This window comes from Aeromicrobium sp. Leaf350 (assembly GCF_916858655.1).
Taxonomy (GTDB): domain Bacteria; phylum Actinomycetota; class Actinomycetes; order Propionibacteriales; family Nocardioidaceae; genus Aeromicrobium.
The window spans coordinates 900,857-925,534 of record NZ_CAKASL010000001.1 but is presented as its reverse complement, the minus strand read 5'-3'; the positions used below and the strand labels follow the sequence as shown (position 1 = coordinate 925,534).

At 71.9% G+C, this 24,678-nt stretch carries 24 protein-coding genes and 1 riboswitch; of the genes, 14 read left to right on the top strand and 10 right to left on the bottom strand.

What is annotated here, in order from left to right; all coding sequences use genetic code 11:
- Positions 1-99 precede the first annotated feature (99 nt).
- Positions 100-849, top strand: a complete 750-nt coding sequence (locus LO931_RS04705) for an exonuclease domain-containing protein (protein ID WP_229052126.1) — start codon at positions 100-102, stop codon at positions 847-849.
- Positions 850-872: 23 nt separating this feature from the next.
- Here LO931_RS04705 and LO931_RS04700 read toward each other — a convergent pair whose 3' ends face one another.
- Together LO931_RS04700 and LO931_RS04695 are read right to left on the bottom strand one after the other, a co-directional pair.
- Positions 873-1,643 (bottom strand): 1-acyl-sn-glycerol-3-phosphate acyltransferase, encoded by a 771-nt coding sequence (locus LO931_RS04700; protein WP_229052125.1) that lies wholly within the window; start codon positions 1,641-1,643, stop codon positions 873-875.
- Positions 1,640-2,299: a lysoplasmalogenase gene (locus LO931_RS04695; protein ID WP_229052124.1), complete on the bottom strand. Its 660-nt coding sequence runs from the start codon at positions 2,297-2,299 to the stop codon at positions 1,640-1,642. Before LO931_RS04695 ends, LO931_RS04700 begins: the two co-directional genes overlap by 4 nt.
- A 60-nt stretch (positions 2,300-2,359) precedes the next feature.
- Positions 2,360-2,452, top strand: a riboswitch (TPP riboswitch).
- Between LO931_RS04695 and thiM the strand changes: the two genes are divergently transcribed.
- From thiM to thiD, 3 genes are all read left to right on the top strand, one after another.
- Positions 2,445-3,260 (top strand): hydroxyethylthiazole kinase, encoded by an 816-nt coding sequence (gene thiM, locus LO931_RS04690; RefSeq protein WP_229052123.1) that lies wholly within the window; start codon positions 2,445-2,447, stop codon positions 3,258-3,260. (Overlaps the previous riboswitch by 8 nt.)
- Complete coding sequence (gene thiE, locus LO931_RS04685) at positions 3,257-3,904, top strand: thiamine phosphate synthase (RefSeq protein ID WP_229052122.1); 648 nt, start codon at positions 3,257-3,259, stop codon at positions 3,902-3,904. Before thiM ends, thiE begins: the two co-directional genes overlap by 4 nt.
- Entirely contained in the window at positions 3,901-5,352 is a 1,452-nt protein-coding gene (gene thiD / locus LO931_RS04680; RefSeq protein WP_229052121.1) for a bifunctional hydroxymethylpyrimidine kinase/phosphomethylpyrimidine kinase, read from the top strand. The genes thiE and thiD overlap by 4 nt, the downstream gene beginning before the upstream one ends.
- A 125-nt stretch (positions 5,353-5,477) precedes the next feature.
- Here thiD and LO931_RS04675 read toward each other — a convergent pair whose 3' ends face one another.
- The 8 genes from LO931_RS04675 to LO931_RS04640 all read right to left on the bottom strand — a co-directional run bounded on the left by LO931_RS04675 (position 5,478) and on the right by LO931_RS04640 (position 14,557).
- Entirely contained in the window at positions 5,478-6,659 is a 1,182-nt protein-coding gene (locus LO931_RS04675; protein ID WP_229052120.1) for an MFS transporter, read from the bottom strand.
- Between the two features lie 98 nt (positions 6,660-6,757).
- The gene (locus LO931_RS04670; RefSeq protein WP_229052119.1) at positions 6,758-7,726 is read right to left on the bottom strand and encodes a carbon-nitrogen hydrolase family protein; all 969 of its coding nucleotides are present in this window, start codon (positions 7,724-7,726) and stop codon (positions 6,758-6,760) included.
- A gap of 27 nt (positions 7,727-7,753) precedes the next feature.
- Positions 7,754-9,361, bottom strand: a complete 1,608-nt coding sequence (locus tag LO931_RS04665) for a thiamine pyrophosphate-binding protein (RefSeq protein WP_229052118.1) — start codon at positions 9,359-9,361, stop codon at positions 7,754-7,756.
- 23 nt (positions 9,362-9,384) lie between these two features.
- Positions 9,385-10,302 carry a ketopantoate reductase family protein gene (locus LO931_RS04660; RefSeq protein WP_229052117.1) on the bottom strand — a complete coding sequence of 306 codons (918 nt, stop codon included), beginning with the start codon at positions 10,300-10,302 and terminating at the stop codon, positions 9,385-9,387.
- Positions 10,299-11,153 carry a hypothetical protein gene (locus LO931_RS04655; RefSeq protein WP_229052116.1) on the bottom strand — a complete coding sequence of 285 codons (855 nt, stop codon included), beginning with the start codon at positions 11,151-11,153 and terminating at the stop codon, positions 10,299-10,301. Before LO931_RS04655 ends, LO931_RS04660 begins: the two co-directional genes overlap by 4 nt.
- A 154-nt stretch (positions 11,154-11,307) precedes the next feature.
- Positions 11,308-12,468, bottom strand: coding sequence for an MFS transporter (locus LO931_RS04650; RefSeq protein ID WP_229052115.1), 1,161 nt, complete (start codon positions 12,466-12,468; stop codon positions 11,308-11,310).
- Positions 12,465-13,394 carry a hypothetical protein gene (locus LO931_RS04645; protein ID WP_229052114.1) on the bottom strand — a complete coding sequence of 310 codons (930 nt, stop codon included), beginning with the start codon at positions 13,392-13,394 and terminating at the stop codon, positions 12,465-12,467. The genes LO931_RS04650 and LO931_RS04645 overlap by 4 nt, the downstream gene beginning before the upstream one ends.
- Positions 13,394-14,557, bottom strand: coding sequence for an acyl-CoA dehydrogenase family protein (locus LO931_RS04640; protein WP_229052113.1), 1,164 nt, complete (start codon positions 14,555-14,557; stop codon positions 13,394-13,396). The genes LO931_RS04645 and LO931_RS04640 overlap by 1 nt, the downstream gene beginning before the upstream one ends.
- 211 nt (positions 14,558-14,768) lie before the next feature.
- Between LO931_RS04640 and LO931_RS04635 the strand changes: the two genes are divergently transcribed.
- The 10 genes from LO931_RS04635 to LO931_RS04590 all read left to right on the top strand — a co-directional run bounded on the left by LO931_RS04635 (position 14,769) and on the right by LO931_RS04590 (position 24,667).
- Entirely contained in the window at positions 14,769-15,608 is an 840-nt protein-coding gene (locus LO931_RS04635) for an aspartate/glutamate racemase family protein (protein ID WP_229052112.1), read from the top strand.
- A 252-nt stretch (positions 15,609-15,860) separates the two neighbouring features.
- Entirely contained in the window at positions 15,861-17,450 is a 1,590-nt protein-coding gene (locus tag LO931_RS04630; protein ID WP_229052111.1) for an ABC transporter substrate-binding protein, read from the top strand.
- A gap of 4 nt (positions 17,451-17,454) precedes the next feature.
- The gene (locus tag LO931_RS04625; RefSeq protein WP_229052110.1) at positions 17,455-18,522 is read left to right on the top strand and encodes an ABC transporter permease; all 1,068 of its coding nucleotides are present in this window, start codon (positions 17,455-17,457) and stop codon (positions 18,520-18,522) included.
- The gene (locus LO931_RS04620) at positions 18,515-19,366 is read left to right on the top strand and encodes an ABC transporter permease (protein WP_229052109.1); all 852 of its coding nucleotides are present in this window, start codon (positions 18,515-18,517) and stop codon (positions 19,364-19,366) included. Before LO931_RS04625 ends, LO931_RS04620 begins: the two co-directional genes overlap by 8 nt.
- A 10-nt stretch (positions 19,367-19,376) precedes the next feature.
- The gene (locus LO931_RS04615) at positions 19,377-20,216 is read left to right on the top strand and encodes an ABC transporter ATP-binding protein (RefSeq protein ID WP_229052108.1); all 840 of its coding nucleotides are present in this window, start codon (positions 19,377-19,379) and stop codon (positions 20,214-20,216) included.
- Positions 20,203-21,057 carry an ATP-binding cassette domain-containing protein gene (locus LO931_RS04610; RefSeq protein WP_229052107.1) on the top strand — a complete coding sequence of 285 codons (855 nt, stop codon included), beginning with the start codon at positions 20,203-20,205 and terminating at the stop codon, positions 21,055-21,057. The genes LO931_RS04615 and LO931_RS04610 overlap by 14 nt, the downstream gene beginning before the upstream one ends.
- Positions 21,054-21,881: an alpha/beta fold hydrolase gene (locus LO931_RS04605; RefSeq protein ID WP_229052106.1), complete on the top strand. Its 828-nt coding sequence runs from the start codon at positions 21,054-21,056 to the stop codon at positions 21,879-21,881. Before LO931_RS04610 ends, LO931_RS04605 begins: the two co-directional genes overlap by 4 nt.
- On the top strand, positions 21,881-22,684 hold the full coding sequence (locus LO931_RS04600) for an enoyl-CoA hydratase/isomerase family protein (RefSeq protein ID WP_229052105.1): 804 nt from the start codon (positions 21,881-21,883) through the stop codon (positions 22,682-22,684). The genes LO931_RS04605 and LO931_RS04600 overlap by 1 nt, the downstream gene beginning before the upstream one ends.
- Entirely contained in the window at positions 22,665-23,120 is a 456-nt protein-coding gene (locus LO931_RS04595; RefSeq protein ID WP_229052104.1) for a hypothetical protein, read from the top strand. Before LO931_RS04600 ends, LO931_RS04595 begins: the two co-directional genes overlap by 20 nt.
- Positions 23,117-24,667 carry a class I adenylate-forming enzyme family protein gene (locus LO931_RS04590; RefSeq protein ID WP_229052103.1) on the top strand — a complete coding sequence of 517 codons (1,551 nt, stop codon included), beginning with the start codon at positions 23,117-23,119 and terminating at the stop codon, positions 24,665-24,667. The genes LO931_RS04595 and LO931_RS04590 overlap by 4 nt, the downstream gene beginning before the upstream one ends.
- Positions 24,668-24,678 lie beyond the last annotated feature (11 nt).

Here is a 24,678-nt window from a genome sequence, read left to right as displayed (position 1 = left end):
TTGGACGATCGTACTGGTTTTCGCCTCCGAGGGGAACGCGTGGCTCCCGGAACCTGTCGGTCCTGACGGCTAGCGTGGCGGCACGACGTGGGAGGCAGCATGGAGCAGTCAGGATTCGGCGACCGAGCCGGCAGTGCAGGGGCGTCCGCGACACCGCGCCGGTGGCACGACGGACCCCTGGCCGCGCTCGACTTCGAGACGACCGGCGTCGACCCCCTGCACGACCGCGTCATCAGCTTCGCCCTGCTGACCGACGACGAGTCGCACGACGGCCTGGTCGACCCCGGGGTGCCGGTGCCGGCCGCCGCCTCCTCGGTGCACGGGCTCGACGCCTCGTCGCTCGTCGGTGCGCCCTCGTCGGTCATCGCCCTGGCGGTCGTGGCCCGCTGGGTCGACCGCCTGGTCGACCGCGGCGTCCCGCTCGTCGTCTTCAACGCCGCCTACGACCTCACGATGCTCGCGGCCGAGTGCCGCCGCCACGGCATCGCCGAGCCCGACTGGTGGCGTCTGGTCGTCGTCGACCCGTACCTCATCGACTGCGGACTCACGCCTCGCCGTCGCGGTCAGCGGCGTCTGGTCGACGTCGCGCAGCGCCTGGGGGTGCCGCTGGTCGGGGCGCACGAGGCCAACGCCGATGCCCGAGCGGCGCTCGAGGTCGCCCGGGTGCAGGCCGCACGCAACCCGCAGCTCGGCGAGCTCACGTCCCGCCAGCTCATGTCGCAGCAGCAGCGGTGGCACGCGGCCAAGGCCGAGAGCTGGAACCGGTGGGCCATCGACCACGGTCGCTCGCTCGACGACCCCGCCGGCTGGCCCCTCGCCGCCGCCGTGCGCCAGCAGGCCTCCGCCTAGGTCGAGGCCGCGCGTCCGACGCCTCAGTCGATCGAGTCGCCGATGCGGGCCACGGCGGCGACGTCGAGCGCGTGCGCCGTCTCGGGGTCGGGAGCCGTGCCGCCACGGTCGTGCGGCAGCCACCACCGGTCGGCGTCGTCCCGCGGATCCTCCGGGTACTCCTCGATCGCGACGTCGAGCAGGAGCTCCAGGGCCTGACGCAGGCGCGCGGTGAGGGCGTCGGCCGACTCCCCGGCACGGGGCAGCAGCGGCTCGCCGACCCGGATCGTGATCGGGATGCGCCGCCGCAGGCTGCGATGGCCGTCGACCGTGAGGATGCGGTGGCCGCCCCACGTGATCACAGGCACGAGCGGGGCCTGCGCCTCGATCGCGAGCGCAGCGGCACCGCGCCGCAGCGGCTTGACCAGCCACGAGCGGCTGATCGTCGCCTCGGGAAAGACCCCCACGACGTCGCCCTGCGCCAGCCGGTCTCGGGCCTGCCGGTAGGCCACCGCGCCCGAGGAACGGTCGACCGGCACGTGCCCCATCCGGCGCATCGCCCAGCCCAGCGGGGTGCGTCCGAAGAGCGACCGCTTCGCCATGAAGCGGACGAGTCGGCCCGTCGGACGTACCGCACGGCCGACGAGCGTGAAGTCCAAGAAGCTCTGGTGGTTGGCCGCGAGCACCGCGGGACCGGTGGCCGGGAGGTGCTCGGTGCCGCGGACGTCGAAGCGGTAGCCCTGCAGCCGGAAGATCCCGGCCACGAGACGCACGACCACGCGGTAGACCCGGTCGGACCGTCGCGGAGCGGTCACGTGGGCTCGGCCGCGAGCGCGGGGGCCGGCCGGTCGAGCCGGGCGGCACCGAGGGTCAGCAGGGCGATCGCGCCGAGGTAGAGCACCATGATCGCGACGTGGGTGAGCGTGGTCGTCTCGACCCGGTCGAAGACGGTGAGGGCGATGAGGGCGTCCGAGACCAGGAACATCACGGCACCGACACCCGCGGCGCGCTCCGTCACGAGCGCCGTCGCGGCCGTGCCGGACAGCAGCAGGGCGTAGACGGGGAGCACCGCCCGGACCACCGGGTCGTCGATGCCGCCCCACACGCTGACGACGATCGCCACCGCGGCGACGCCCAGGGCCACGACCAGCAGCGGCCGACGCCGGAGCCGCGGCACGGCGCCGTGGCGCACGAACCAGGTCACGAAGCAGACGTGGGCCAGGGCGAACGAGGCCATGCCGGCCAGGAACAGACCGTCGAGCTCGAGGAAGAAGTCACCACCGAGGCAGAACAGCAGCGCCAGCGCCAGGATGCGCGGGGCGCCGGACGTGAGGACCCAGCCGATCAGCAGGGGAGCGGCCAGGCACTTCGTGATGCTGTCCCACGGCGACGCCTCCGCGGCGAGGAGCACCAGGTGCGCCACGGCGACGGCGCCGAACAGCGGCCACCACGGCACCCGGACCTCGGTCATGGCCCCACGGTAGTGCGCCCCGGCGGTGCGGTGGGGCACATCGGCCGTCGGCTAGCCTGACCGACAGACACGGGGTGCCCCAGTGGGGCTGAGAACACACCCGCCGAACCTGCTCTAGCTCGAACTAGCGAAGGGATGTCCCTCGATGACGTCGTCCTCCACCACCTCTGACCTGCTCGCCGCGTCGGTCGACGCGCTCGACCGGGTGCGGGCCACGGGTCCGCTCGTGCACTGCCTCACCAACGACGTGGTCGTGAACTTCACGGCCAACACGCTGCTCGCGGTCGGCGCCGCGCCGGCCATGGTCGACATCCCGGAGGAGTCCGGGATGTTCGCGGGCGTGGCCGGAGGCGTGCTGGTCAACCTCGGCACGCCGCACGCCGAGCTGCGGGCCGCGATCGAGGTCGCGGTGGCGGCCGCCGCCGAGGCGGGGACGCCGTGGGTGCTCGACCCGGTCGCGATCGGTGCGCTGCCCGTGCGCACCGAGCTCGCGCACCGGCTGCGCGACGCGAGCCCGACCGTCGTGCGCGGCAACGCCTCGGAGATCCTGGCCCTCGCGGGTGCCGGTGCGGGTGGGCGGGGCGTCGACGCTCTCGACGAGGTCGACGTTGCCGCGGACGTCGCGCGCGAGCTGGCCCGGTCGGCGGGCACCGTCGTGGCCGTCTCGGGTCCGGTCGACCTCGTGACCGACGGCGACCGCGTCGCGCGGATCGCCAACGGCGACGTGCTGCTGACGAAGGTCACGGGCGGCGGCTGCGCGCTCGGTGCGGTCATGGCGGCCTTCGCGGCCGTCGAGCCGGATCCCTTCCTCGCGACGGTCGCCGCGGCGACCACCTACACGGTCGCGGCCGAGCTGGCAGCGGACGGCGCCCGCGGCCCGGGCTCCTTCGCCGTCGGCTTCCTCGACGCCCTGGCCACGGTGTCGGGCGACGACCTGCGCACCCGCGCCGCACTGTCGTGACCGACCTGACGCTGTACCTCGTGACCGACTCCGCGGTCGCGGCCGCCGCGGGCCACACGCTGCCGGCGGTCGTCGCGGCCGGCGTGGCCGGCGGCGTCACCGCGGTGCAGGTGCGCGAGAAGAACGCATCGCGTCAGCAGCTGCTCGACGTGCTCGGCTCGGTGGCCGAGGTCCTTCCCGCCGGCGTGCCCCTGGTCGTCAACGACGACGTCACGGCCTTCCTCGATGCGCGGGCCGCCGGCATCGCCGTCACCGGTGTGCACGTCGGCCAGGACGACGACCCCGTGGAGGACGTCCGGGCCGCGATCGGTCCGGACGCGCTGCTGGGGCTCAGTGCCGCGACACCGGCCGAGCTCGCGGTCGTCGACCCGGCGATCGTCGACCACGTCGGCATCGGGGCGCTGCACGGCACGCCGACCAAGACCGACGCACCACCGGCTCTGGGGCTCGAGGGCATGCGCGAGCGGGTGGCCCTCGCGGCGGTGCCCGCCGTCGCGATCGGTGGCGTGACCGTCGCCGACGCGCGGGCGCTCCACGGCTCGGGCCTGGCGGGCCTCGCGGTCGTGTCCGGCATCTGCGGGGCTGCCGACCCCGAGGCCGCCGCCCGCGCCTACCGCGTCGCCTGGACGGGAGCCGACCGATGAACGGGCCCCGACCCGTCCCGCGCGTCCTCTCGATCGCGGGCACGGACCCGACCGGGGGCGCCGGGATCCAGGCCGACCTCAAGAGCATTGCGGCGAACGGTGGCTACGGCATGGCCGTCGTGACGGCGCTGGTCGCGCAGAACACCCGCGGTGTCCGGTCGGTGCACACGCCGCCGGCCACCTTCCTGCGCGAGCAGCTCGTCGCCGTGAGCGACGACGTCGACATCGACGCGGTCAAGATCGGAATGCTGGGCGACGTCGCCACGATCGAGGTCGTCCGGGACTGGCTCGAGCGGGTGCGGCCGCGCGTCGTCGTGCTCGATCCCGTCATGGTTGCCACCAGCGGCGACCGCCTGCTCGTGGCCGAGGCCGAGCAGGCCCTGCGGGAGCTGCTGCCCGCGGCGGGCCTCATCACGCCGAACGTGCCGGAGCTCGCCGTGCTCGCGGGCGAGGCGCCTGCCGCCGACTGGGACGCCGTCGTGGGTCAGGCCCTGGCCGTCTCCGAGCGGTGGGGCGTCGCCGTGCTGGCGAAGGGCGGACACCTGGAGGGCGACGTGGTCCACGACGCGCTCGTCGACGCCGCTGCCGACGATCCCGTGCGCACGCTCGTCGCGCCCCGCGTGGACACGTCGGCGACGCACGGGACGGGCTGCTCGCTCTCGTCGGCGGTCGCGACGTGGCAGGCGACGACCGACGACTGGTTCGCGAGCGTCGACCGGTCGAAGCAGTGGCTGACCGAGAGCCTGCGGCACGGGGCGGCCCTGGAGGTCGGCCAGGGCCATGGTCCGGTCAGCCACTTCGCGGGCCTGTGGTCGCGCGGAGGGCTTCGCACCGACGTGACGGCCGAGTGGTGGGAACGCATCGCGGACGTGCGCGACGGCACCGACTCCGATCCGTTCGTCACGCAGCTGGCCGCAGGCACCCTGCCGAGGGAGGCGTTCGGCTGGTACCTCGCGCAGGACGCCGAGTACCTGCACGCCTACGCCGACGTGCTCGCGCGCACGGCCGAGCTGGCCGACGACCCGGCGGAGAAGGCGTTCTGGGCGAAGGGCGCGGCCGAGTGCCTCGAGGAGGAGCTGCGGCTGCACCAGGGCTGGACCGACGGCCATCGGGTGGACCCGGCGCCGGCCACGGTTGCGTACGTCGAGCACCTGCGGTCGTCGGCGGAGGCGGGGTACGCGCAGGCCGTCGCCGCCGTGCTGCCCTGCTACTGGATGTACGCCGACATCGGGGTGCGCCTCGCGGCGGCCGCGACGCCGGAGCATCCCTACCGCGACTGGCTCGTCACGTACGGCGACCCCGCCTTCGCCGAGGCCGCGGGGCACGCCCGGGCCGTCACGGAGCGCGTCGCGAGGTCCGCATCCCCGGCGGAGCGGGAGCGGATGTGGCAGGCCTTCCGGGCCTCCGCCCAGCACGAGCGCACCTTCTTCGCCGCCCCCCTCCCCTGACGTACCCCTCGCGAGAGACTTTGTTCGTGGTCACGAGAGACCTTGTTGGTGCACAGGAGTGAGTTCTGCACTCCTGTCCACAGACGAACTCACTCGCGAGGGGTAACAAAGTCTCTCGCGAGGGGTCATTCGTCGGGGGTGGGGTCGTCGGGGGTGTGGTCGATGCTGAAGCCGCGGAGGAGGAGGCCGGAGGCGCCGACGGCGACGCCGGTGGCGGCCAGCACGCCCGGTGCGCCGGTGCCGACCGCGGCGACGCCGAGGGCCGTGGGGATCACCACCTGCCCCACCCGGTTGCCCGCGAGGCGCAGCGAGAGCGCCTGCCCGCGCCGGTTCGGCGGGGCCTGCTCGGTCAGCCACGACATCGTGAGCGGCTGACCCACCCCGAGCCCGAGCCCGAGCAGCGCCACCACCGTGATCAGCACCGGCAGTGGCAGCGGCACGGCGCACACGACGAGGGACGCGGCCGTGACGACGATCGAGGTCGCCATGAGCCGCGTGCGCCCGAGCCAGGCCGACAACCGTCCGAGCAGGAGCCGCGAGGCCATCGAGAAGACCGCGCGCACCGTCAGCAGCGCGCCGACGGTCGCGGCCGTCAGCTCGCGCTCGGCCCCCAGGGCCGGCAGGTACACCAGGGTCAGGTCGACGGCCGACAGGATGATCGCGCTCGTGGTCAGGGCCCGGCCGAGGCCGGGGGTGCGCAGCAGCGTGACCAGCCCGCCCCGCGCCTCGGCCCGCTCGGCGGCGGTGCGGCGGCGCAGCGGCACGAGCAGCGACGTCCCGAGCATCACGGTGCTCATCGCGACGGCCAGAACGAAGATCGGCCGGGTGTCGGGCTGCACCGAGGTGCCCGCCACGGCCGCGATCAGGCTGGGACCCGCGGCCTGCCCGAGCGAGGCCATGAAGGTGTAGTAGCCGAACCGGGCGTCGAGCTGCCCCGGTGCAGCAGTGTTGGCGACCAGCGACTGCTGTCCGATGACGCACGCCAGGTGCGCGGCCCCGAGCAGGGCGTTGGCCGCCACGAGTCCCGCGACGGACTCGGCGGCCGTCAGGAAGACGACCGACGCGCCGATCATCAGCACGGCGCCGCCGACCATGAGCCGCTTCTCGCCGAGCCGGTCCACCAGACCGCCGACGGGGATCGCGAGCAGCAGCGGCACGATCGCGAACGTCGCGCCGATCGCACCGAGCGCGCCACCCGGCACGTCCAGCGCGATCGCCTGGTAGGTGCTCGCGGGGCGCAGGAGGAACGTCACCGCCTGCACGAGGACCGAGTTCGCCAGCAGTGCGCTCCACGCGACCCGCCCCATGCGACTCCCTCCCCAGCAGGACCGGGGTCCAGTCTCCTCCCGGCCGTCGGGCGACGGCCGGGAGGGGTGCTGTCACCAGCGGCCGGTGTCGTGACGGGTCAGGCGGTCTCGCCCGTGTCGGCGCGGTGCACGACCGTGCCCTTGGGCTCGTCGTCGATCCACAGGCGCAGGACCTCGCGACGGGCGTAGTGACCGCGTCCGTCGATCAGCAGGTTCAGGAACTCGATGTCGGCCAGGTCGATGTCGGCGACGAGAAGCTTCTCCTCCGCGCCGGTGTGCGGCGGGACGACGTCGGTGCCGGTGGGATGGATGATCGCCGACCAGCCGCCACCGGCGGGCTGGATGTCCTGGGGCCCGAGCTCGGACTCCATGACGTCGATCATGTCCTGAGTCAGGGGGTTCTCGGCGACGATGACGAAGCACTGCCCGGTCAGGGCGTGGGTGCGGGACATCGCCTCGACCTGGAGGTCGAAGGAGTCCTCCATGCCGCGCTGGGTCGACAGGCTCGGCCAGCTGGCGGCGTGGATCTGCTCGCCCTGCACGATCAGGGCCTGACGGGCCAGGTTCAGGGTGTGCTCCCAGCAGGCCAGCCCGCCGACCTTGCCGACCCGGGTGTCGAAGACGCTCAGCGTGGAGCCGTCGCCCTGGCCCCAGACGTACCGCTCGGCGTAGGTCGGCTGGAGCTTGCGGTGCTTGCCGAGGATCACGCCGTTCTCGTCGATGTGGACCTGCGTGTTGTACAGCGTGCCGCCGTCGCGCTCGGAGACGCCGAGCACGACGTTGACCGCGGCGTCGCGGGCCGCCTCCTGCACGCGGGCGATCTCCGGCCCGGGCAGCTCCACGGAGCTCGCGCGGTACCGCAGGTTGAGCCCGAACTGGTCGAGGGGTGCGTAGAGGTTGATCCAGTACGGGAAGCCCGGCACGAAGACCTCGGGGAAGACCAGCAGCTGCACGCCGGCCTCACCCGCCTCGGCGATCAGGCCGCAGGCCTTCTCGATCGAGGCGTCCAGGTCGAGCAGGACGGGGGACGCGTGGGCGGCGGCGACGCGGAACCGGGTCGTGGACATGAGGTCTCCTCAGGTGGTGGTGGGCTCTCAGTGGGGGGCTGAGGTGATGCCGTTCGGGTCGAGGTGGATGTTCACCAGCACGGGCCCGGTGCGCTCCTCGATGCCCACGAGGGCCGCCGTGAGGTCCTCGTCGGTGCGCACGGCGAAGCCGGTCCCGCCGAGCGCCGTGGCGACGTGTGCGAGCTCGGGCCAGTCGAACTCCGACATGCTCGGGTCCATGCCGCGGTCGACGAACTGGATGTGCTCCGCGCCGTAGGCGGCGTCGTTGAGGATCACGACGACGACGTCGAGCCCGTGCCGCACGGCGGTGTTGAACTCGGTCAGGCCGCCGAGCATGAAGCCGCCGTCGCCGCAGATCAGGACCGACGACGCCTCCGGGTCCACGGCGGCGACGCCGAGGGCCGTGCCCATGCCGAGCCCGATCGAGCCGAACTCGACGGTGTGCAGGTAGTAGCCGTCGCGGCCGGTGTCGACGAGGGGTGCGGCGTGGAAGAAGTACCGGCCGCAGTCGAGCGTGATGTGTCGGCGGGCGGGCAGGTCGGCGTCGAGACGGTGCAGCACGTGGTGCAGCTGGAGGGTGCCGGACGACGTCAGGACGGGACCCGGCTCGACCGGCACCGGCGCGGGCACGCGGTCGGCGAAGGTCGTCGCCTCGATCTCGGCCTCGTCGAGCTGGCGCACGATCTCGTCGGCGACGGTCGCCGCGTCGCCGACGACCGGGACGTCGACCGCGATGTGCTCGTTCAGCGCCGCCGGGTCCCGGTCGACGTGGACGACGCGACGGCCGTCGAGCAGGGCGCCCTCGGCGGTCGTCCACTTGGTGAGCGCGGCGCCGAACACGATGACGCAGTCCGCCTGGTCGAGGACCGCGGTCGTGCGCTCGTCGGAGAGCGTGCCGAAGATGCCGAGGTTCTCGGGCTCGTCGGCGTAGAGCCCGCGACCCTTGAGGGTCGTCGCGACGGGGGCCCCGATGCGGCGCGCGAGGCGCAGCACGGCGTCCCGGGCGCCCGAGCGACGCACGCCGATGCCGGCCAGCACGACGGGCCGACGGGCCGAGGCGATCACGCCCAGGGCGGCGTCGAGGGAGTCCTCGCTGGGCCGGGCCGGCTGCTCGACGACCTCGAGCCGGGCCGCGGGGACGTAGTCGGTCTCCTGCCACTGCAGGTCGATCGGGACGTTGAGGATGATCGGGCGACGCTCGGTGCGGGCGCGCCGGAACGCGCGGTGCACGTCGGTCGAGAGCGTCGCGACGGAGCGCAGCTGCTCGAAGCCGGCACCGCTGGGCCCGGTGACGGCCCGCTGGTCGATGTTCTGCAGGCCGTCGCGGTCGGTGAAGGGGGTGTCGCCGGCGACGACGACGATCGGCGTGCGCGAGCGGACGGCCTCGACGAGCGGCGTCACGATGTTGGTCACGGCGGGGCCGTGCGTCACGGTCGCCACGCCCACCCGTCCGCTCGCCCGCGCGTAGCCGGACGCGCCGAGGACGGCTGCGGCCTCGTGCGCGACCGCGATGAAGCGGCCGTGCTTGCGGGCGTAGCTGTCGCTGAGGAACAGGTTGGCGTCCCCCATCAGCCCGAAGATCGTGTCGGTGCCCTCGTCGGCGAGGGCGTGGGCGATGGCTTCGTGGACGTGCATGGGGGGCCTCCGGGGTGGGTGGGTCAGGAGCGGGCGGGGACGCCGCCGATGACGAGCTGCATGACGCGGTGGGACGGTGTGGCGACGCCGAGGGCCTCGCCGCGACGGACGACCTCGCCGTTGAGCGCGTCCACCTCGGTCCGGCGTCCGCGCTCCACGTCGTGGAGCATCGAGGAGCGCAGCGACGGCCCGACGTCGACGAGGAAGTCGAACGCCTCCGTGGCGAAGTCGGTGCCGAGGTCGGCGCCGTCGGCCGCTGCGACCGCGGCACCCTCGGCCAGGAGGGCCTGGGCGACGGCGCGTCCGGCGTCGTCGGCGATGAGGTCGCCGAACATCGCCCGGGTCGCGCCGGTCATGGAGTTGGCGGTCGAGACCAGCACCATCTTCTTCCACGCGGCGGTGTGGGGATCGGGGGAGGCGACCGCGTTCAGGCCGGCGTCACGGAGCAGCTGCGCGAGCGGCTCGGCCCGCTCGTCGGCCCCGTGCGTCGGGTCGCCGAGCTCGAACCGCCGCGCGCCGCTGAGGAACGACACGACCCCGGGCTCCTCCATGCGGGCCTCGAGGTAGACGACGCCGTCCAGGCCGGCGTCGCGGCCGAGGAGGTCGCTGACCGCGGCGCCGCGTCCGACCCCGTTCTGCAGGGCCACGACGACGCCGTCCTCGGCGAGGTGGTCGGCGGCCGCGGCGACGGCGTCGGCCGTGTCGTGCGCCTTCGTGGCGACGAGCACGACGTCGAACGTGCCGCTGTCGTCCAGGCGGTCGAGCACGACCGGATGGGCCGTGACCTCGTCGGGGCCTCCGGTGATCCGCAGTCCGCCTGCGCGGACGGCGTCGAGCGTGCGACCGCGCGCGAGGACCGACACGTCGGCCCCGCCCGCGGCGAGCACGGCGGCGGCGTAGCCACCGATCGCCCCGAGGCCCACGACGAGGATGCGGCTCATGCGGCGGACGCGCCCAGGAAGCCGGAGATCTTGGCGAACATCTCGGCGCCGTCGGCGCTCTCCCACGCCGGTCGGACCTCGTCGCCCTCGGCGGAGAACCAGGAGCCCTCGCGCAGCGTCTCGTCGCCCATCGTGATCGAGCCCGACGTCACGAAGACGCCCATCCAGCTGTCGAGCGTGACCGGGCCGGACTGGCGGTAGCCGGGGTCCAGGCGGATCAGGATCGACTGGGCGCCGGTGGCGTAGTTGTGCGAGAGGACCTTGACCGAGAGGTGCTCGACGTCGAGCAGCGAGGTGTCGCCCTGGGTGCGGGCCCAGTCGGTGCCGCGGATCCACGGGACGTTGTCGACCTGGAGGCGGACCCAGCCGCGCGTGCCCATCGCCTTGTCCCAGTCGGGCTCGGTGACGCACTGCCCGGCCTCCTCGACGGGGCGGATGCGGCGCGAGGCGTAGTCGCTGAGGTCGCCCTCGCTCTTGCCCTCGAGGAAGAGCAGCGACACGTGACCGTTGACGGTGCTGGCGCTGTGCACGATGCCCGGCGGCCGCCAGAAGTAGCCGCGGTCGTGGTAGGTGCCGTCGCCCGTCAGCGTGCTGTCGCCCGTGAGGACGAACGACTCCTCGCAGGTGTCGTGGTAGGCGTCGGTGAGGTCGGCGTACCCGGCCTCGAGGTGGATCAGGTCGCCGCGAAAGGTCGTCTCCGGGTTGTGGAAGAGCCGCTTCTGCTTGTACTTCGTGTAGGACTCGCGCACCTTCTCGATCGGACCGAGGTGATCACGGAACTCCGGCGTCATCGAGTCGACGACGTCCAGGCCGTTCTCCCAGGGCAGGTCGCCCGTGTGCTTGATCTCCATCAGGTGGAACCTCTCGTGTGACGATGTTCACTAATACGTCAGACATTAAGGTCGCTGGCTCCGCTTGGCAATGATCCACTGTTAATTCTGGCGAAACTCGTCGATGATCCCGTGTTTCGCGCGGCTGGCACTTCGATATGTCTGCTGTGAAGACCTATCGCTGACGGGGCCGTCCTAGTCCCAGGGCGGTGCCGACCGCGAGGAGCGCGCAGACGCCCGCCGCGGTGCCGGCGGCCGCCGTGATGCCGGCCGTGTCGACCACGGCGCCGAGCCCGAAGGCGCCGAGCGCGAGCGCGACGAAGGCCGACAGCAGGTAGGCGGAGTAGATCTCCGCCCGCCGCTCCGGCGGCGAGACGGCGCCGACGTGGCCGGCCGAGGCGTGGAGCCCGAGGCCGGCCCCGATGCCGATGAGGGGGACCGAGGCGACCAGCACCGCCGGCTCTCGCAGGACCGCCGCGACCGTGACCGCTCCCCACCCGGCCGCCGTGGCCGTCGCGCCTGCGGCCATGAGGACCGTCCGGCTCCCGCGGGCCAGCACCTGCACGAGCGCCACCAGGACGAGGATCGAGGAGACGAACGCGCCCGCGACCGTGGGCGAGGAGCTCGAGGCCACCCGGGCCACGACGTCCGGCCCGTAGCTGCCGAGCATCGCGAAGGTCACGTTCGTGGTCGCGACGGAGGCGGCCGCGAGCGCGACCGGCGCCAGGATCGGCCGGGGGACGCGGATCGGCGCGATCAGCCGTGCGGCGGTCGTGCGCTCCGGCCGGGTGGCGGAGGCCGCGACGAGGCCCGCGAACGGCACGAGCAGCAGCAGGATCGTGACGGCGTACGGGGCGACGAGCGGGCCGGGCAGGTGGGCGGTCGCCTGCCCCGCGAGCAGGGGACCGATCGCGAGGCCGGTCGCCAGCATCAGCGTCGTGCGCGAGGTGCCCGCGCCGGACCCGCGCGGGTGCAGGTCCATGAGCGCGGCGGCCCCGGCCCCGGTGACCAGTCCGGTCGCGGCGCCCTGCAGCAGCCGGCCCGCGACGAGGGCCTCGAGGTTCGGGGCGGAGGCGAGCACCGCCAGGGCGGCGATCAGGAGTCCGGCGCCGACCCGCAGTGTGGGGATCCGGCCGATCCGGTCCGACATCCCCCCGAGCGCGACCAGCACGACCATCACCCCGAGCGGGTAGCCCGCGAAGATCCAGCTGATCTGGGCGTCCCCGAGGTCCCACTCCTCGCGGTACGCCGGGTAGAGCGGCGTCGGTGTGAAGCTCGCCAGCATCGTCACGAGCAGCAGCAGGCTCGTCGCGGTGAGGCCCGCCGGCCGGCTCACGCGGCGGGCGACAGCAGCAGCACGCCGACGTCGTAGCGCGACGAGAAGCGTCGAGCGAGCAGCTGCTCGTCGCCGAGTCGCAGCGGCACCACCGGTCCGGCGGTGCCGTGGTCGGTCCAGCCCTCGGCGACCGCGAGGTCGTCGACCCGGATGCCCAGGGTGACGCGGGCCGGGTCGGCCGGATCTCCTGGAGTGCTGCCGGGCCGCCAGGCGAACTCCAGCCGCGCGTTGCGCGAGGCCGGCCCGCGGTACAGCGACGCCTCGAGCCGCTCGCCGGGGGCCATCCCGAGCATCTCCTCCATCGCGGGACCCTCGAAGTCGCCCCGGAAGTACTCCCGCCCGCCGAGGGCGTCGGCGGCGAACCGGCGCGCGTCCTCCAGGTCGGGGGTCATGCAGACCACGGCCACGACCTCGCTGCAGTCCTCGGTGTCGTCGACGCCCACGACCGACCGTGTGCCCATCGGCCGGTGCTGCACGATCGCGTGCAGCAGGCCGGCGTCGTCCTGCACGAGCATGCGTTCACGCACCGGGAGGTCGGTGCCGGGGAGTGGGTAGTGAACCGGCTCGGCCGTGAACGTCCAGCCGGCCGCGAGCAGACGTTCCTCCAGCACGTCGCTGTCGCGCGCGTAGAAGTCGAGGGCGTACGGCCCGCGACGGGCCGGCGGTCCGGGGCTGGGCAGCGGCTCCAGGCCTTCCGCCTGCAGCAGCACGATCGCGCCGCCCTGGGCTCGCGGTCGGGCCAGGCTGCGGACGTGCGTGACCGGTCGGTCGAGACCGGTCAGCTCGCTCCACGCGGGGTCGGGGGAGGGGTCGTCGTGGCTGACCGAGAACCCCATGGTGTCGGCGTAGAGACCGGAGACCCGGTCGAGGTCGGACATGGCGAGGACGACGTGGTCGATGCCGTCGAACTCCATCGCGGCCGTCATCAGTAGCTCCGGCCGAGGCCCATGGCCTCGCCGATGATGTTGCGCGTCATCTCGTTGCTGATCGGGCTGAACAGCTGCAGCCGCGCGTCGCGGAAGTACATCTGCATGAGCGACTCCGAGGCGAGGCCCATCGCGCCCATCGCCCGCATGCCGCGGTCGACGACCCGTGCGGCGGTCTCGCCGGCCTGGAGCTTCGCCATCGCGGTGAGGGTCGGGACGCGGTCGCCGGCGTCGATGCGGTCGGCGGCGGCCCGCGTCAGGGCCGTGGCGGCGGCGAGCTCCGTGGCCGAGTCGGCGGCGGGGTGCTGGACGGCCTGCAGCGCGCCGATGGGTCGGCCGAAGGCCTGGCGGTGCTTCGCGTGGTCGAGGTGGAGGTCGAGCGCCCCGCGCGAGATCCCGAGGCTGATGCCGGCGGCCAGGAGCCGCTCGACGTCCAGGGTCGCGGCGAGGAGACGCATCGCCTCGCCGCGCTCGCCGATGATGGCGTCGGGCCCGGCGACCGCGTCGTCCAGGAAGATCTCGCAGCTCACAGCCGCACGCATGCCGGCCATCGAGGTGCGCCGGATCGTGACGCCCGGCTGGTCGGGGTCGATCGCGATCAGGCTGAGGCCGGAGGCGCGGCGACCCGACGCCGGGGTGTCGGTCCGCGCGAGGACGAAGATCGTGTCGGCGTGGAGGGCGAGCGAGATCCAGGCCTTCTGGCCGTTCAGCACCCAGCCGTCGCCGCTGGGCCGCGCCGACGTCGTGGCGGCCAGGAGGTCGGTGCCCGCCCCCGGCTCGCTCAGGGCGAAGGACGCGATGAAGGTCCCGGCGGCCGCGCCGGCCAGCCATGTCTCGCGCTGCGGGTGCTCGACGTCGGCCAGGACCCGGGAGATCATGCCCGCCAGCACGAGGTCGACGGCGAGGCTCGGCAGCGCTCGGGCGACCTCCTCGACGACGACCAGCGCGTCGCCGGAGCCACCACCCGATCCGCCGAGCTCCTCGGGCGTCCCGAGGCCCAGGAAGCCCGCGTCGCCGAGCGCCTGCCAGACCTCGCGGTCGAACGTCCCGGAGGCGTCCAGCTCGATCGCGCGCTCCGGCGGCAGGTGGCGCCGGAGCAGCTCGCCGACGGCCGAACGGACGGCGGCGCGATCATCGGACTCGGTCAGGACGGGCTGGGCCATCAGGCGTCTCCTTAAATGTCAGACAGAACAGATCATGCGCCATGGTGACACCGTCTGGCCAGGGTGCCGCACCGAAAAGTTTGCCGTGTTTCAGGCAAATGACAGCCGGGATGCACGACGGTGACAGTCGGCTGTGGATCTCGCGAAAGCCTTGTGGGTGATCCCGGATGCTGCATATGTTGGTTTTTCAGACAACGCCTGAGGAGCCGAGATGCCCGAGATCGACGCCGTGGTCCGACCGGCCCTTCGCACGGTCACCATGATCAACTCCGACGGCAAGGCGGAGCCTCCGCTTGCGGTGCCGGACGGCACGCAGCTGCGGCTGCAGGAGCTGCGGGTGCGCCTCATGGCGAAGACCCCGTACGAGCACCTGGTGACCGAGATCGCGACGGTCGACGCCGGCGAGGCGGCGATCACCGCGGCCAGCGACGTGATCTACATCGACACGCTCGGCGACTACGGGCTCGAGCGGCTGCGCGCCGTCTCGCCGGTCCCGGTGGTCGGTGCGGGTGAGACGGCCATGGCGGCCCTGGCCGCCGCGGGCCGTCCGGTCAGCATCGTCACGGTGTGGCCCGCGTCGATGGCCTACCTCTACGACCAGATGATCGCGCGTCACGCCGGCGGTGAGCACGTCGCCGGGGTGCACCACTTCTCGGCGGAGTCCGAGCTCGAGCTCGTCGGCACGGGCGCCGGGATCAAGGCGCGGATGAACCGGGGTGAGGGCGACCTCCTCGACCAGCTCGCGGCGACCTGCCTGGCTGCGGCCGAGGCCGATGGGACCGACACGGTCCTGCTCGGGTGCACGTGCATGTGGGCCGTGGCCGAGCCGCTCGCGTCGCGCACCGGCCTGACGGTGATCGAGCCGTCCCGCCTCGGCCTGCAGGCGGCCTTCGACGCCCTCGAGGGTGCGCCGGGTCCCAGCACCCTCGTGAGCGACCGCTTCGGCACGGTCATGGGGCTCGTCGACGCGTGGCTCGGCGAGGGTGCGGACGTCGCGGTGCCGACGGACGACTGCGAGGTCTGCGTGTTCACGCCGGCCGGCGCCGTGTGAGACGAGTACGTTACGTGCAAATTGTCTGATGTTTCAGGCAAGGAGTCGGCGAAGCTCGCGCCTCGACCGGCCTCTCGCAGCCAGTTCGCTGAAAAATCAGCAGATTTGCGACTAGTGCGATAGGTCGGACAGTTCTTTACAAGATTGTCATCGCCGGGTATTGCGCCCCTGACGTTGGCTGCATATCTTTATGTCAGACATTGCACACCTGTGGCGTGCATCACACGGATCGGAGCGATCATGCAGTGGAGTATGAAGCGGAAGGCTGGTGCCGCGATCGGCACGGTCGCCCTGCTCGCGACGGCAGCCTGCGGGGGCGGCGGCGGTTCGGACAGTGGCGACGGGCCCCTCACCATCGCGTGGACGTCCACGCCGACGGAGCTGGACCAGAACCTGTACGGCGGCAACCCTGACGTCTACCTCGCCCACGCACACATGGGCACGATCACGACGTACGACCTGGACGTCCCGGCCGACGAGATCGTCGGTCTGGAGGACATCAAGCCCGGTCTCGCCGAGTCCTGGGAGGTCAACGACGACCAGACCCAGTACACGTTCAAGCTGCGTGAGGGCGTCACGAGCCAGTACGGCAACGAGCTCACCACGGCCGACGTCCAGTACACGTTCGACCGCATGACCTCGAGCGCCACGACGCTGCAGGCGAGCATCTCGATGCCCACCACCAACGTCGACCCGGCCGAGCCGGTCACCGTGATCGACGACTACACGTTCACGCTCAACCTGACGGCCCCGTCGGCCCAGGCACTCTCGCTCATGGCGTACCCGAACCTGGGCATCCTGGACGCGACCGAGATCGCCAAGCACACGACGGACGCCGATCCGTGGGCGTCGGAGTGGCTCGCCACGAACTCGGCCAGCTTCGGTCCGTACAACATCTCCTCGTTCGACCCGGGCACCGAGGTCCGCCTCGAGGCCAGCGACACCTGGTACGGCGACGAGCCCGACTACACCGAGGTCATCATCCGGGCCGTGCCCGACGGCTCCGCCCGTGCGCAGCTGCTCGCGTCCGGCGAGGTCGACATGATCTCCGAGCCGCCGATCGACCAGTTCACGACGATCGACGACAGCGCGAACGCCTCGCTGGTCAGCAACCCGGACGTCTTCCGTCACAACTGGACGTTCAACACGACCGACCCGATCCTCAGCGATCCGAAGGTGCGCGTCGCGCTGAACCACGCGGTCGACCGCGACGCGCTCGTCGAGTCGATCTACCAGGACCGTGCGGAGCCGGCGCTGTACCCGCAGCCGTCGACCCTGTTCGACGACCAGCCCGAGATCGGCACCTACGACCCCGAGCTCGCGAAGGAGCTGCTCGAGGAGGCCGGCTACGGCGACGGCTTCGAGATCCAGATCGCCTTCAGCGCCGAGCGTCCCGGCCCCTACGCCGAGAACATCGCTCGTCTGATCCAGAGCGACCTCGCCGAGGTCGGCGTCACCGCGACGCTCAACGGCGTCGCCTCGGTGGCGGACTTCCAGGCCGGCGTGTCGGGCAAGAAGTACCAGACGTTCCTCTACACGGAGCGTCCGTCGCAGCCGGACATCGGCTTCGGTCTGTACCTCTACCTGAACAGCAAGTCGGCGCTGAACACCTCGGGCATCAACCTGCCCCGTCTGGACGAGATCTCGGTCGAGGTCCTCAAGACGGCGCCGGGCCCGGAGCGTGACGCCCTGACCGAGGAGGGTCTGGAGATCATCGCCGAGAACGTGCCGATCGCCTCGCTGGTCGAGATGCCCAGCTTCGTCGGTCTCGCGGACTCGGTCGGTGGCTTCAAGCCGCTCGTCTCCGGTGGGTTCCTCTTCGACCAGCTGACGCGGGAGTAAACAGATGACGCTGAGCACGACCACCTCGTCGCAGGAGCTGTCCCGGCCCCGACGCGGAACCGGCGCACTGCGGCTGGTCGCGTCTCGGCTCGTCTTCCTCGTGGCCGCGCTCTTCGGTGTGGTGACGCTGTCCTTCCTCCTGGTCAGCGTCACCCCCGGAGACCCGGCGGAGGTCATCGCCGGACCCGTGGCGAGCCAGTCCCAGATCGACGCGATCCGCGCCGATCTGGGGCTGGACGACCCGCTCTGGGACCGTTACACCGACTACATCGGGGGCCTGCTCCAGGGCGACCTGGGCACCTCCTACTACACGAACCTGTCCATCACCTCCGAGATCGGCAACCGGCTGCCGGCCTCGCTGAGCCTGATCATCCTGTCGGTCGTGTTCGCGGCCGTCGTCGGCATCGGCGTCGGCTCGGCCGGCGCCTACTTCCGGGGGCGCTGGCCCGACAAGCTCGGCCGGCTGGGCACCAGCGTGTTCCAGTCGGTGCCGGACTTCTTCCTCGGCCTGATCCTGATCTACGTCGTGTTCTTCGTGATGGGCCTCGCGCCCGCACCGTCGGGGCAGATCGGGATCAGCGAGATGAGGCCCGAGAAGATCACCGGCTTCATCACGATCGACGCCCTGCTCCGGGGGGAGATGGCGACCTTCTGGTCGGCCGTGAGCCACCTGGTGCTGCCGGTCGTGACGCTGGGACTGGTCTACGCCGCGTACTTCTCCAAGACGTCGCGGTCGACCGTGGGCAAGGCCCTCAACTCCCAGCAGGCGCAGTTCGCCCGCGCGATGGGACTGCCGGAGCGCACCGTGCTCCGCTACGCCTTCGTCGAGGCCCGCGGCACGATCGTGACCTACGCCGGCGTCATCTTCGCCGCGCTGATCGGCGGCGAGGCGATCGTGGAGCAGATCTTCGCGTGGGACGGCCTGGGCTCGTGGGCCGTCCAGGGCATCCTGCGCCTCGACATCCCGGTCGTCCAGGGCATGGTCCTGGTCTCCGGGGCGATCACGCTGATCACCTACACCGCGCTCGACATCATCGTCGGACTCCTGGACCCGAGGATCACCCATGGCTGACCTGCAGCTCGCCCCGTCCCGCGCGGCCGTCCTCTGGCGCACCGCGAAGGAGCACCCGGGCGCCACGCTCGGCGGGGTCTTCATCGTCGTGCTGGTGCTGTGGAGCCTGCTCGGCCCACTGCCGTACAGCTCGGCGGCCACCGACGGCTCCGCGTCGCGCCAGTCCCCGAACGGGACCCACTGGTTCGGCACCGACGGCACGGGCGGCGACGTCTTCTCGCGCACGATCGACGCGGCCAGGGTCGACCTGTCGCTGGCCCTCGCGGGCGCGGCGGTCGCGCTGGTCATCGGCGTGCCGCTGGGACTCGCGGCCAGCACCAAGGGCCGCGGCAGCCAGCGGATCGTCCGGGCGCTCGACGCCTTCCAGGCGTTCCCGCTGCTGATCCTGGCGCTCGCGCTGGTCACGCTCTCGGGCAACAAGCTCTACATGGTCGTCGTCGCGATCTCGCTGCAGAACATCCCGCGCTACATGCGCCTGCTCCGCAGCGAGGTGCTGTCGCTGCGCGAGAGCCGCTTCATGGAGGCGGCCACGGCGATGGGCGCGACCACGCCCCGGCTCATCTTCAAGCACCTGCTGCCGAACGTCTGGGGCGTGATCCTCGTCCAGACGTCGCTGACCATCGCCAACTCGATCGTCGTGCTGTCGTCGCTGTCGTTCCTCGGCGTCGGCGTCAGCGCACCCACCCCGTCATGGGGATCGATGATCCGCGACGGCGCCGGAAACATGTCCTCCGGCGAGTGGTGGATCGCCGCCTTCCCCGGCGTGGCCGTGCTGCTCTGCGTCCTCGCCTTCAACCAGATCGCCGACGCCATCGGCGACCGTACCGCCCGGTCCTATCGATGAAGGGCTCCCGATGACCGAGACCACCCCCACCACCCCCGAGACGGTCCTGGACGTCCAGGGCCTGACCGTCGACATCGCGACGCCCGACGGCGTCGTCCACGCCGTGCGCGGCATCGACCTCGCGGTCGGCCGCGGCGAGATCCTCGGTGTCGTCGGCGAGTCGGGCTGTGGCAAGTCCACGACCATCAAGGGCATCCTCGGGCTCCTGCCGCCCAACGCGACGGTGGGCGCCGACAAGATCGAGCTCGCCGGCCACGGCGACCTGCTGCGGACGCCGACCAAGAAGATGCGCCACGTCCGCGGACGTCGCATCGGCTTCGTCGCCCAGAACCCGTTCGGCTCGCTCAACCCGATCTACTCGATCGAGCGGCAGTTCCACGAGCTGCAGAAGGCCCACGGCACGAAGGTCAGCAAGAAGGAGTCGCGGGAGATCGCGCACGCGATGCTCGACGGCGTGGGCATCGTCAACCCGGACCGGGTGCTGGACGGGTTCGCCCACCAGCTCTCGGGCGGCATGGCCCAGCGCGTCGTCATCGCGCTCGCCACGACGCTCAGCCCGCAGCTCCTCATCGCCGACGAGCCGACGACCGGCCTGGACGTCACGGTCCAGGCGCAGATCATGGACCTCATCTCGGGGCTCGTCCGCAGCGAGCAGCGCTCGATGCTGCTCGTGACGCACGACCTCGGCGTCATCGCCCAGTACGCCCAGCGGGTCGTCGTGATGCTCGACGGCAAGGTCGTCGAGCACGGCCGCGTCGAGGACGTCATGGTCGACCCCCAGCACGAGTACACCCGCAAGCTGATCAGCTCGGTGCCCAAGCGCGAGGAGCTCCACGATGTCATTGGTTGAGGTCGACGAGGCGTTCAAGACGTTCCCGTCCCGGCAGCGCGGCGGCGATCCCGTCCGCGCCCTGCGCGGGGTGAGCCTGCGTGTCGAGGCCGGCGAGACGCTCGCCGTGATCGGCGAGAGCGGCTCCGGCAAGTCCACGCTCGGCCGCGCGGTCCTGCGACTGCTCGACCTGGACTCCGGGTCGGTGCGGCTCGACGGCGTGGACCTGGCGAGCCTCTCGCCGAAGGAGCTGCGCGCCAAGCGCGCCGACATGCAGATCGTGTTCCAGGAGCCGTACGAGTCCCTGAACCCCCGCATGTCGATCGGCGCGATCGTGGCCGAGCCGCTCCAGATCCACCGCAGCGACCTCGGCTCGACCGAGATCCGCACGCGTGTCCACGAGGCGCTCGAGCGCGTGGGCCTGACGGGAAACACCGCCGCCCGTCTCCCGGGCGAGCTCTCCGGCGGCCAGCAGCAGCGCGTCGGCGTGGCCCGGGCGATCATCTCCCAGCCGAAGTTCGTGGTGCTCGACGAGCCCACGTCGTCGCTCGACCTCTCGATCCGCGCCCAGATCCTGGCGCTGCTTGCGGAGATCCAGCAGGACCTCGGCCTGGCTTACCTGTTCGTGTCGCACGACATGCACACGGTCGAGAAGGTCAGCGACCGCATCGCCGTGATGTACCTCGGCGAGATCGTCGAGACGGCGCCCACGCTCGACCTGTTCCGCTCGCCGCAGCACGCCTACACGCGCACGCTGCTGTCGGCCCGTCTGTCGGCCGACCCGCGCGAGAAGCACGCCTACAAGGCGTTCCAGGGCGACACGTCGGTCCGCGACGCGGTGCCGGCGGGGGAGCAGGGATGAGCACCACCGCTCCCGACGTCCTCCGCCGCACCTACGTCGACACGTCCTGGGGCCAGCTCCACGCCGTGACGGCGGGCGACAGCGGGCCGTGGATCGGCCTGCTGCACGAGTCGCCGCTGTCGTCGGAGGTCTGGCTCGACGTGGTCCGTGCGCTGGCCGGCCGGGCGCGCGTGGTCGCCTTCGACACCCCCGGCTACGGGGCGTCGAGCCCGCCGCCGCGCGAGGGCTTCGAGCTGGGCGACTACGCCGCGGTCATCGCCGAGGCGTGCACCGCGCTCGGCATGGAGGCGCCGGTCTTCGCCGGAGTGCACACGGGCGCCGCGCTCGCGGTCGAGCTGTGCCACCTGGTGCCCGACACGGCCGGCATCGTGCTGAGCGGCATCTCGCTGTTCAGCCCGGAGCAGCGCGACGAGTTCATCGCCGGCTGGACCCCGCCGGTGCCGACCGATCTCGACGGGGCCCAGTTCGACTGGGCCGTCGAGCGCTACACCCGCATCTGGCCCGAGCTCACCCCCGAGCTCCTGCACGTCGCCGCGATGCAGCTCCTGCGCGTCAAGGACCGCTACCACTGGGGCTACCAGGCGGCCTTCCGCCACGACCCCCGCGAGCTGCTGCGCACCGCGGCCTGCCCCGTGCTGCTGCTCGACGCCGAGCACGACATGCTCGCGTTCGCCGACGCCGAGGCGATGGAGCTGGCCCAGGACGGCCGCCTCGAGATCCTGCCCGGCCTGCCGGGACAGCCCCACCTGCGCGTGCCCGAGACCTACGCCGACCACCTGGTCGCGTTCGCCCTCGAGTGCGCCTCGACGAAAGAGACGATCTGATGACCGACGTGACCTACGAGGTCCGTGACCGGGTGATGCACGTGCTCCTCGACGGCGAGGACACGCTGAACAGCCTGACGCCCACCACCGTCGAGCAGCTCGACGCCATGATCGACGCCGCCGAGGCCGACCACTCGCTGCGCGCGGTGGTCATCCGCGGCGCCGGCCGCAAGGCGTTCTGCGTGGGCATGGACATCACGTTCCTCGAGAGCTGCTTCGGTGATCCCGACGGCGTGTTCGTCCCGTTCATCACGAGCTACCACGCGACCCTGAAGCGGCTCGAGGCGCTCGGCATCCCCGTCATCGCGCAGGTCGACGGGCTCGCGCGGGCCGGCGGGTTCGAGCTCATCCTGGCCTGCGACATCGTGATCGCGGCCGACGACGCCAAGGTCGGTGACGTGCACGTCTCGTTCGGCGTTCCGTCCGGCGGCGGCGCCAGCGCCCGGGCCGCGCACAAGCTCGGCGACCAGCGCGCCAAGGCGCTCATGCTGACGCCGACCTGGCTGAACGGTCCGCAGATGGTCGAGTGGGGGCTCGCGATCGCCAGCCACCCGTACGAGGAGCTCGACGCCGCGGTCGCGTCCTTCGTCGGTTCGATGGTGGGTCAGTCGCGCCCGGCGATGGCGATCACCAAGCGCCTCATCAACGGCGTCCGCACCTACGGGGTCGACGGCGCGCTCGACCACGAGATCACCCTGTTCACGCAGTTCGCCCACGACCCGAACGCCGGCGAGGGCTTCCGCGCCTTCGTCGAGAAGCGCGATCCGTACTGGGGGGACGCCGATGTCGACTCCTACCGCTGAGACCGGCTCCGCCGTGGCCGCTGAGACCGGCTCCGCGATGAGCAGTGCGATCGAGACCGGCACCGTCGAGGTCACCGCCGAGACGATCGCGACGCTCGTCGAGACCGGTGGCTACACCCACCCGCTGTTCCAGCGCACCGACGCCGGCCGGCCCCTCCCGGGGCAGGGACTGTTCCTCATGATGGGCGGGCTCGTCGAGCAGTCGGGCGCCCTCGACCACGCGATCGCGATGGTCGAGGTCCGCCGCGTCTCGTTCCGGAAGATGGTCGTCGCCGGCACCAGCGTCCGCGTGAGACTGGAGCCGGGCGAGAGCCGTACGACGAGCTCGGGCAAGACCCTGCAGGACTGGACGTGGACCGCGGTCGACGCCGACGAGGAGACCCTCGCCGTCGCCGAGGTCCTGATGCTGCTCGAGACGACGGAGGAGAAGGCGTGAACCTCAGCATGAACGTGCCCCTGCACATGGCGGCCGGCATCCGCGAGTTCGGGAAGTCCAGCCCGCGCCGTGACGCCGTCGTCGACGGCGACCGACGGCTGACCTTTGCCGGGCTCGACGACCGCTCCAACCGTCTGGCGGCCGGGCTCCTGGAGCAGGGCCTGCGACCGGGCGAGCCCGTCGCGGTGCTCTCGGGCAACCGCATGGAGTACTTCGAGATCGCGGCCGGGCTCGCCAAGGCCGGCCTGCCGATGGTGCCGCTGAACCCGAAGAACCAGGCCTCCGACAACGCCTACATCCTCGGTCACTCCGAGGCCCGGGCGATCATCGTCGACGACGCGCTCGCCGCGGGCGTCGAGGGCACGCTCGACGACCTGTCGACCGTCGTGTCGCTCACGGGCGAGGTCGGTCGTGACTACGAGACGTTCCTCGCGACGGCCCGCGCGGTCGACCCCTTCGTGGAGGTCCACGACGACGACCCGTTCTGCATCACCTACACGTCGGGCACGACGGGTCTGCCGAAGGGCGTCGTCCTGACGCACCGGGCGCGGGTCATCAACAACTACCTCTCGGCCCTGGAGTGGGGCCTCGGCCCGTCGAGCTCGACGATGGCGGTCGCGCCGATGTACCACGGTGCCGGCTTCGCGTTCGCCTACGCCGGGCCGCAGACGGGTGGCACCACGTCGGTGCTGCGCTCGTGGAACCCCGAGCAGTTCCTCGAGGGCCTCGTGCGTGACCGCGTCAGCACGGTGTTCCTCGTGCCGACGCACGCGCAGCAGATCCGTCGGGTCATCGAGGACCCGATGGTCAAGTACGACCTGTCGGCGCTCAAGACCCTCTACTTCAACGCCGCCGCGCTGCCGATCGACCTGAAGAAGTGGGTCCACGAGGCCTTCCCGGGTGTCGGGATCCACGAGCTCTACGGGTCCACCGAGTGCGCCGTCGTCACGACGCTGCGTCCCGAGGAGTCGCTCCGCAAGGCCGGCAGCGTTGGTCACCCGTGGTTCTTCCAGCAGGTCCGCCTCGTCGGCGACGACGGCCAGGAGGTCGGTCCGAACGAGCCCGGCGAGCTGTACGCCAAGTCGCCGATGCTGATGAAGGGCTACCTCAAGAACGAGGAGGCGACCCGCGAGGGCACCGACGCCGACGGCTTCTTCTCGGTGGGCGACATCGCCGTCCGCGACGAGGAGGGCTTCATCTCGATCGTCGACCGCAAGAAGGACATGATCATCGCCGGCGGGGTCAACATCTACCCACGCGAGATCGAGGAGGTCGTGGCGCAGCACCCGCACGTCGACGACGTCGCGGTGGTGGGGTTGCCCGACGACGTCTACGGTGAGCGCATCGCGGCCTTCGTGGTCGCGCGACGAGGCGTCACGATCGACGTCGGAGTGGTCGAGGAGCACGTCAAGGGCGGCGTCGCGAAGTACAAGGTTCCGCGCGAATGGCATGTCGTAGACGAACTTCCCCGGAATCCCAGTGGGAAGATTCTCAAGCGGGACATCCGAGACCAGCACATCGCGACGATCGCGACGACCACGCCGTGACGTGGACCGAC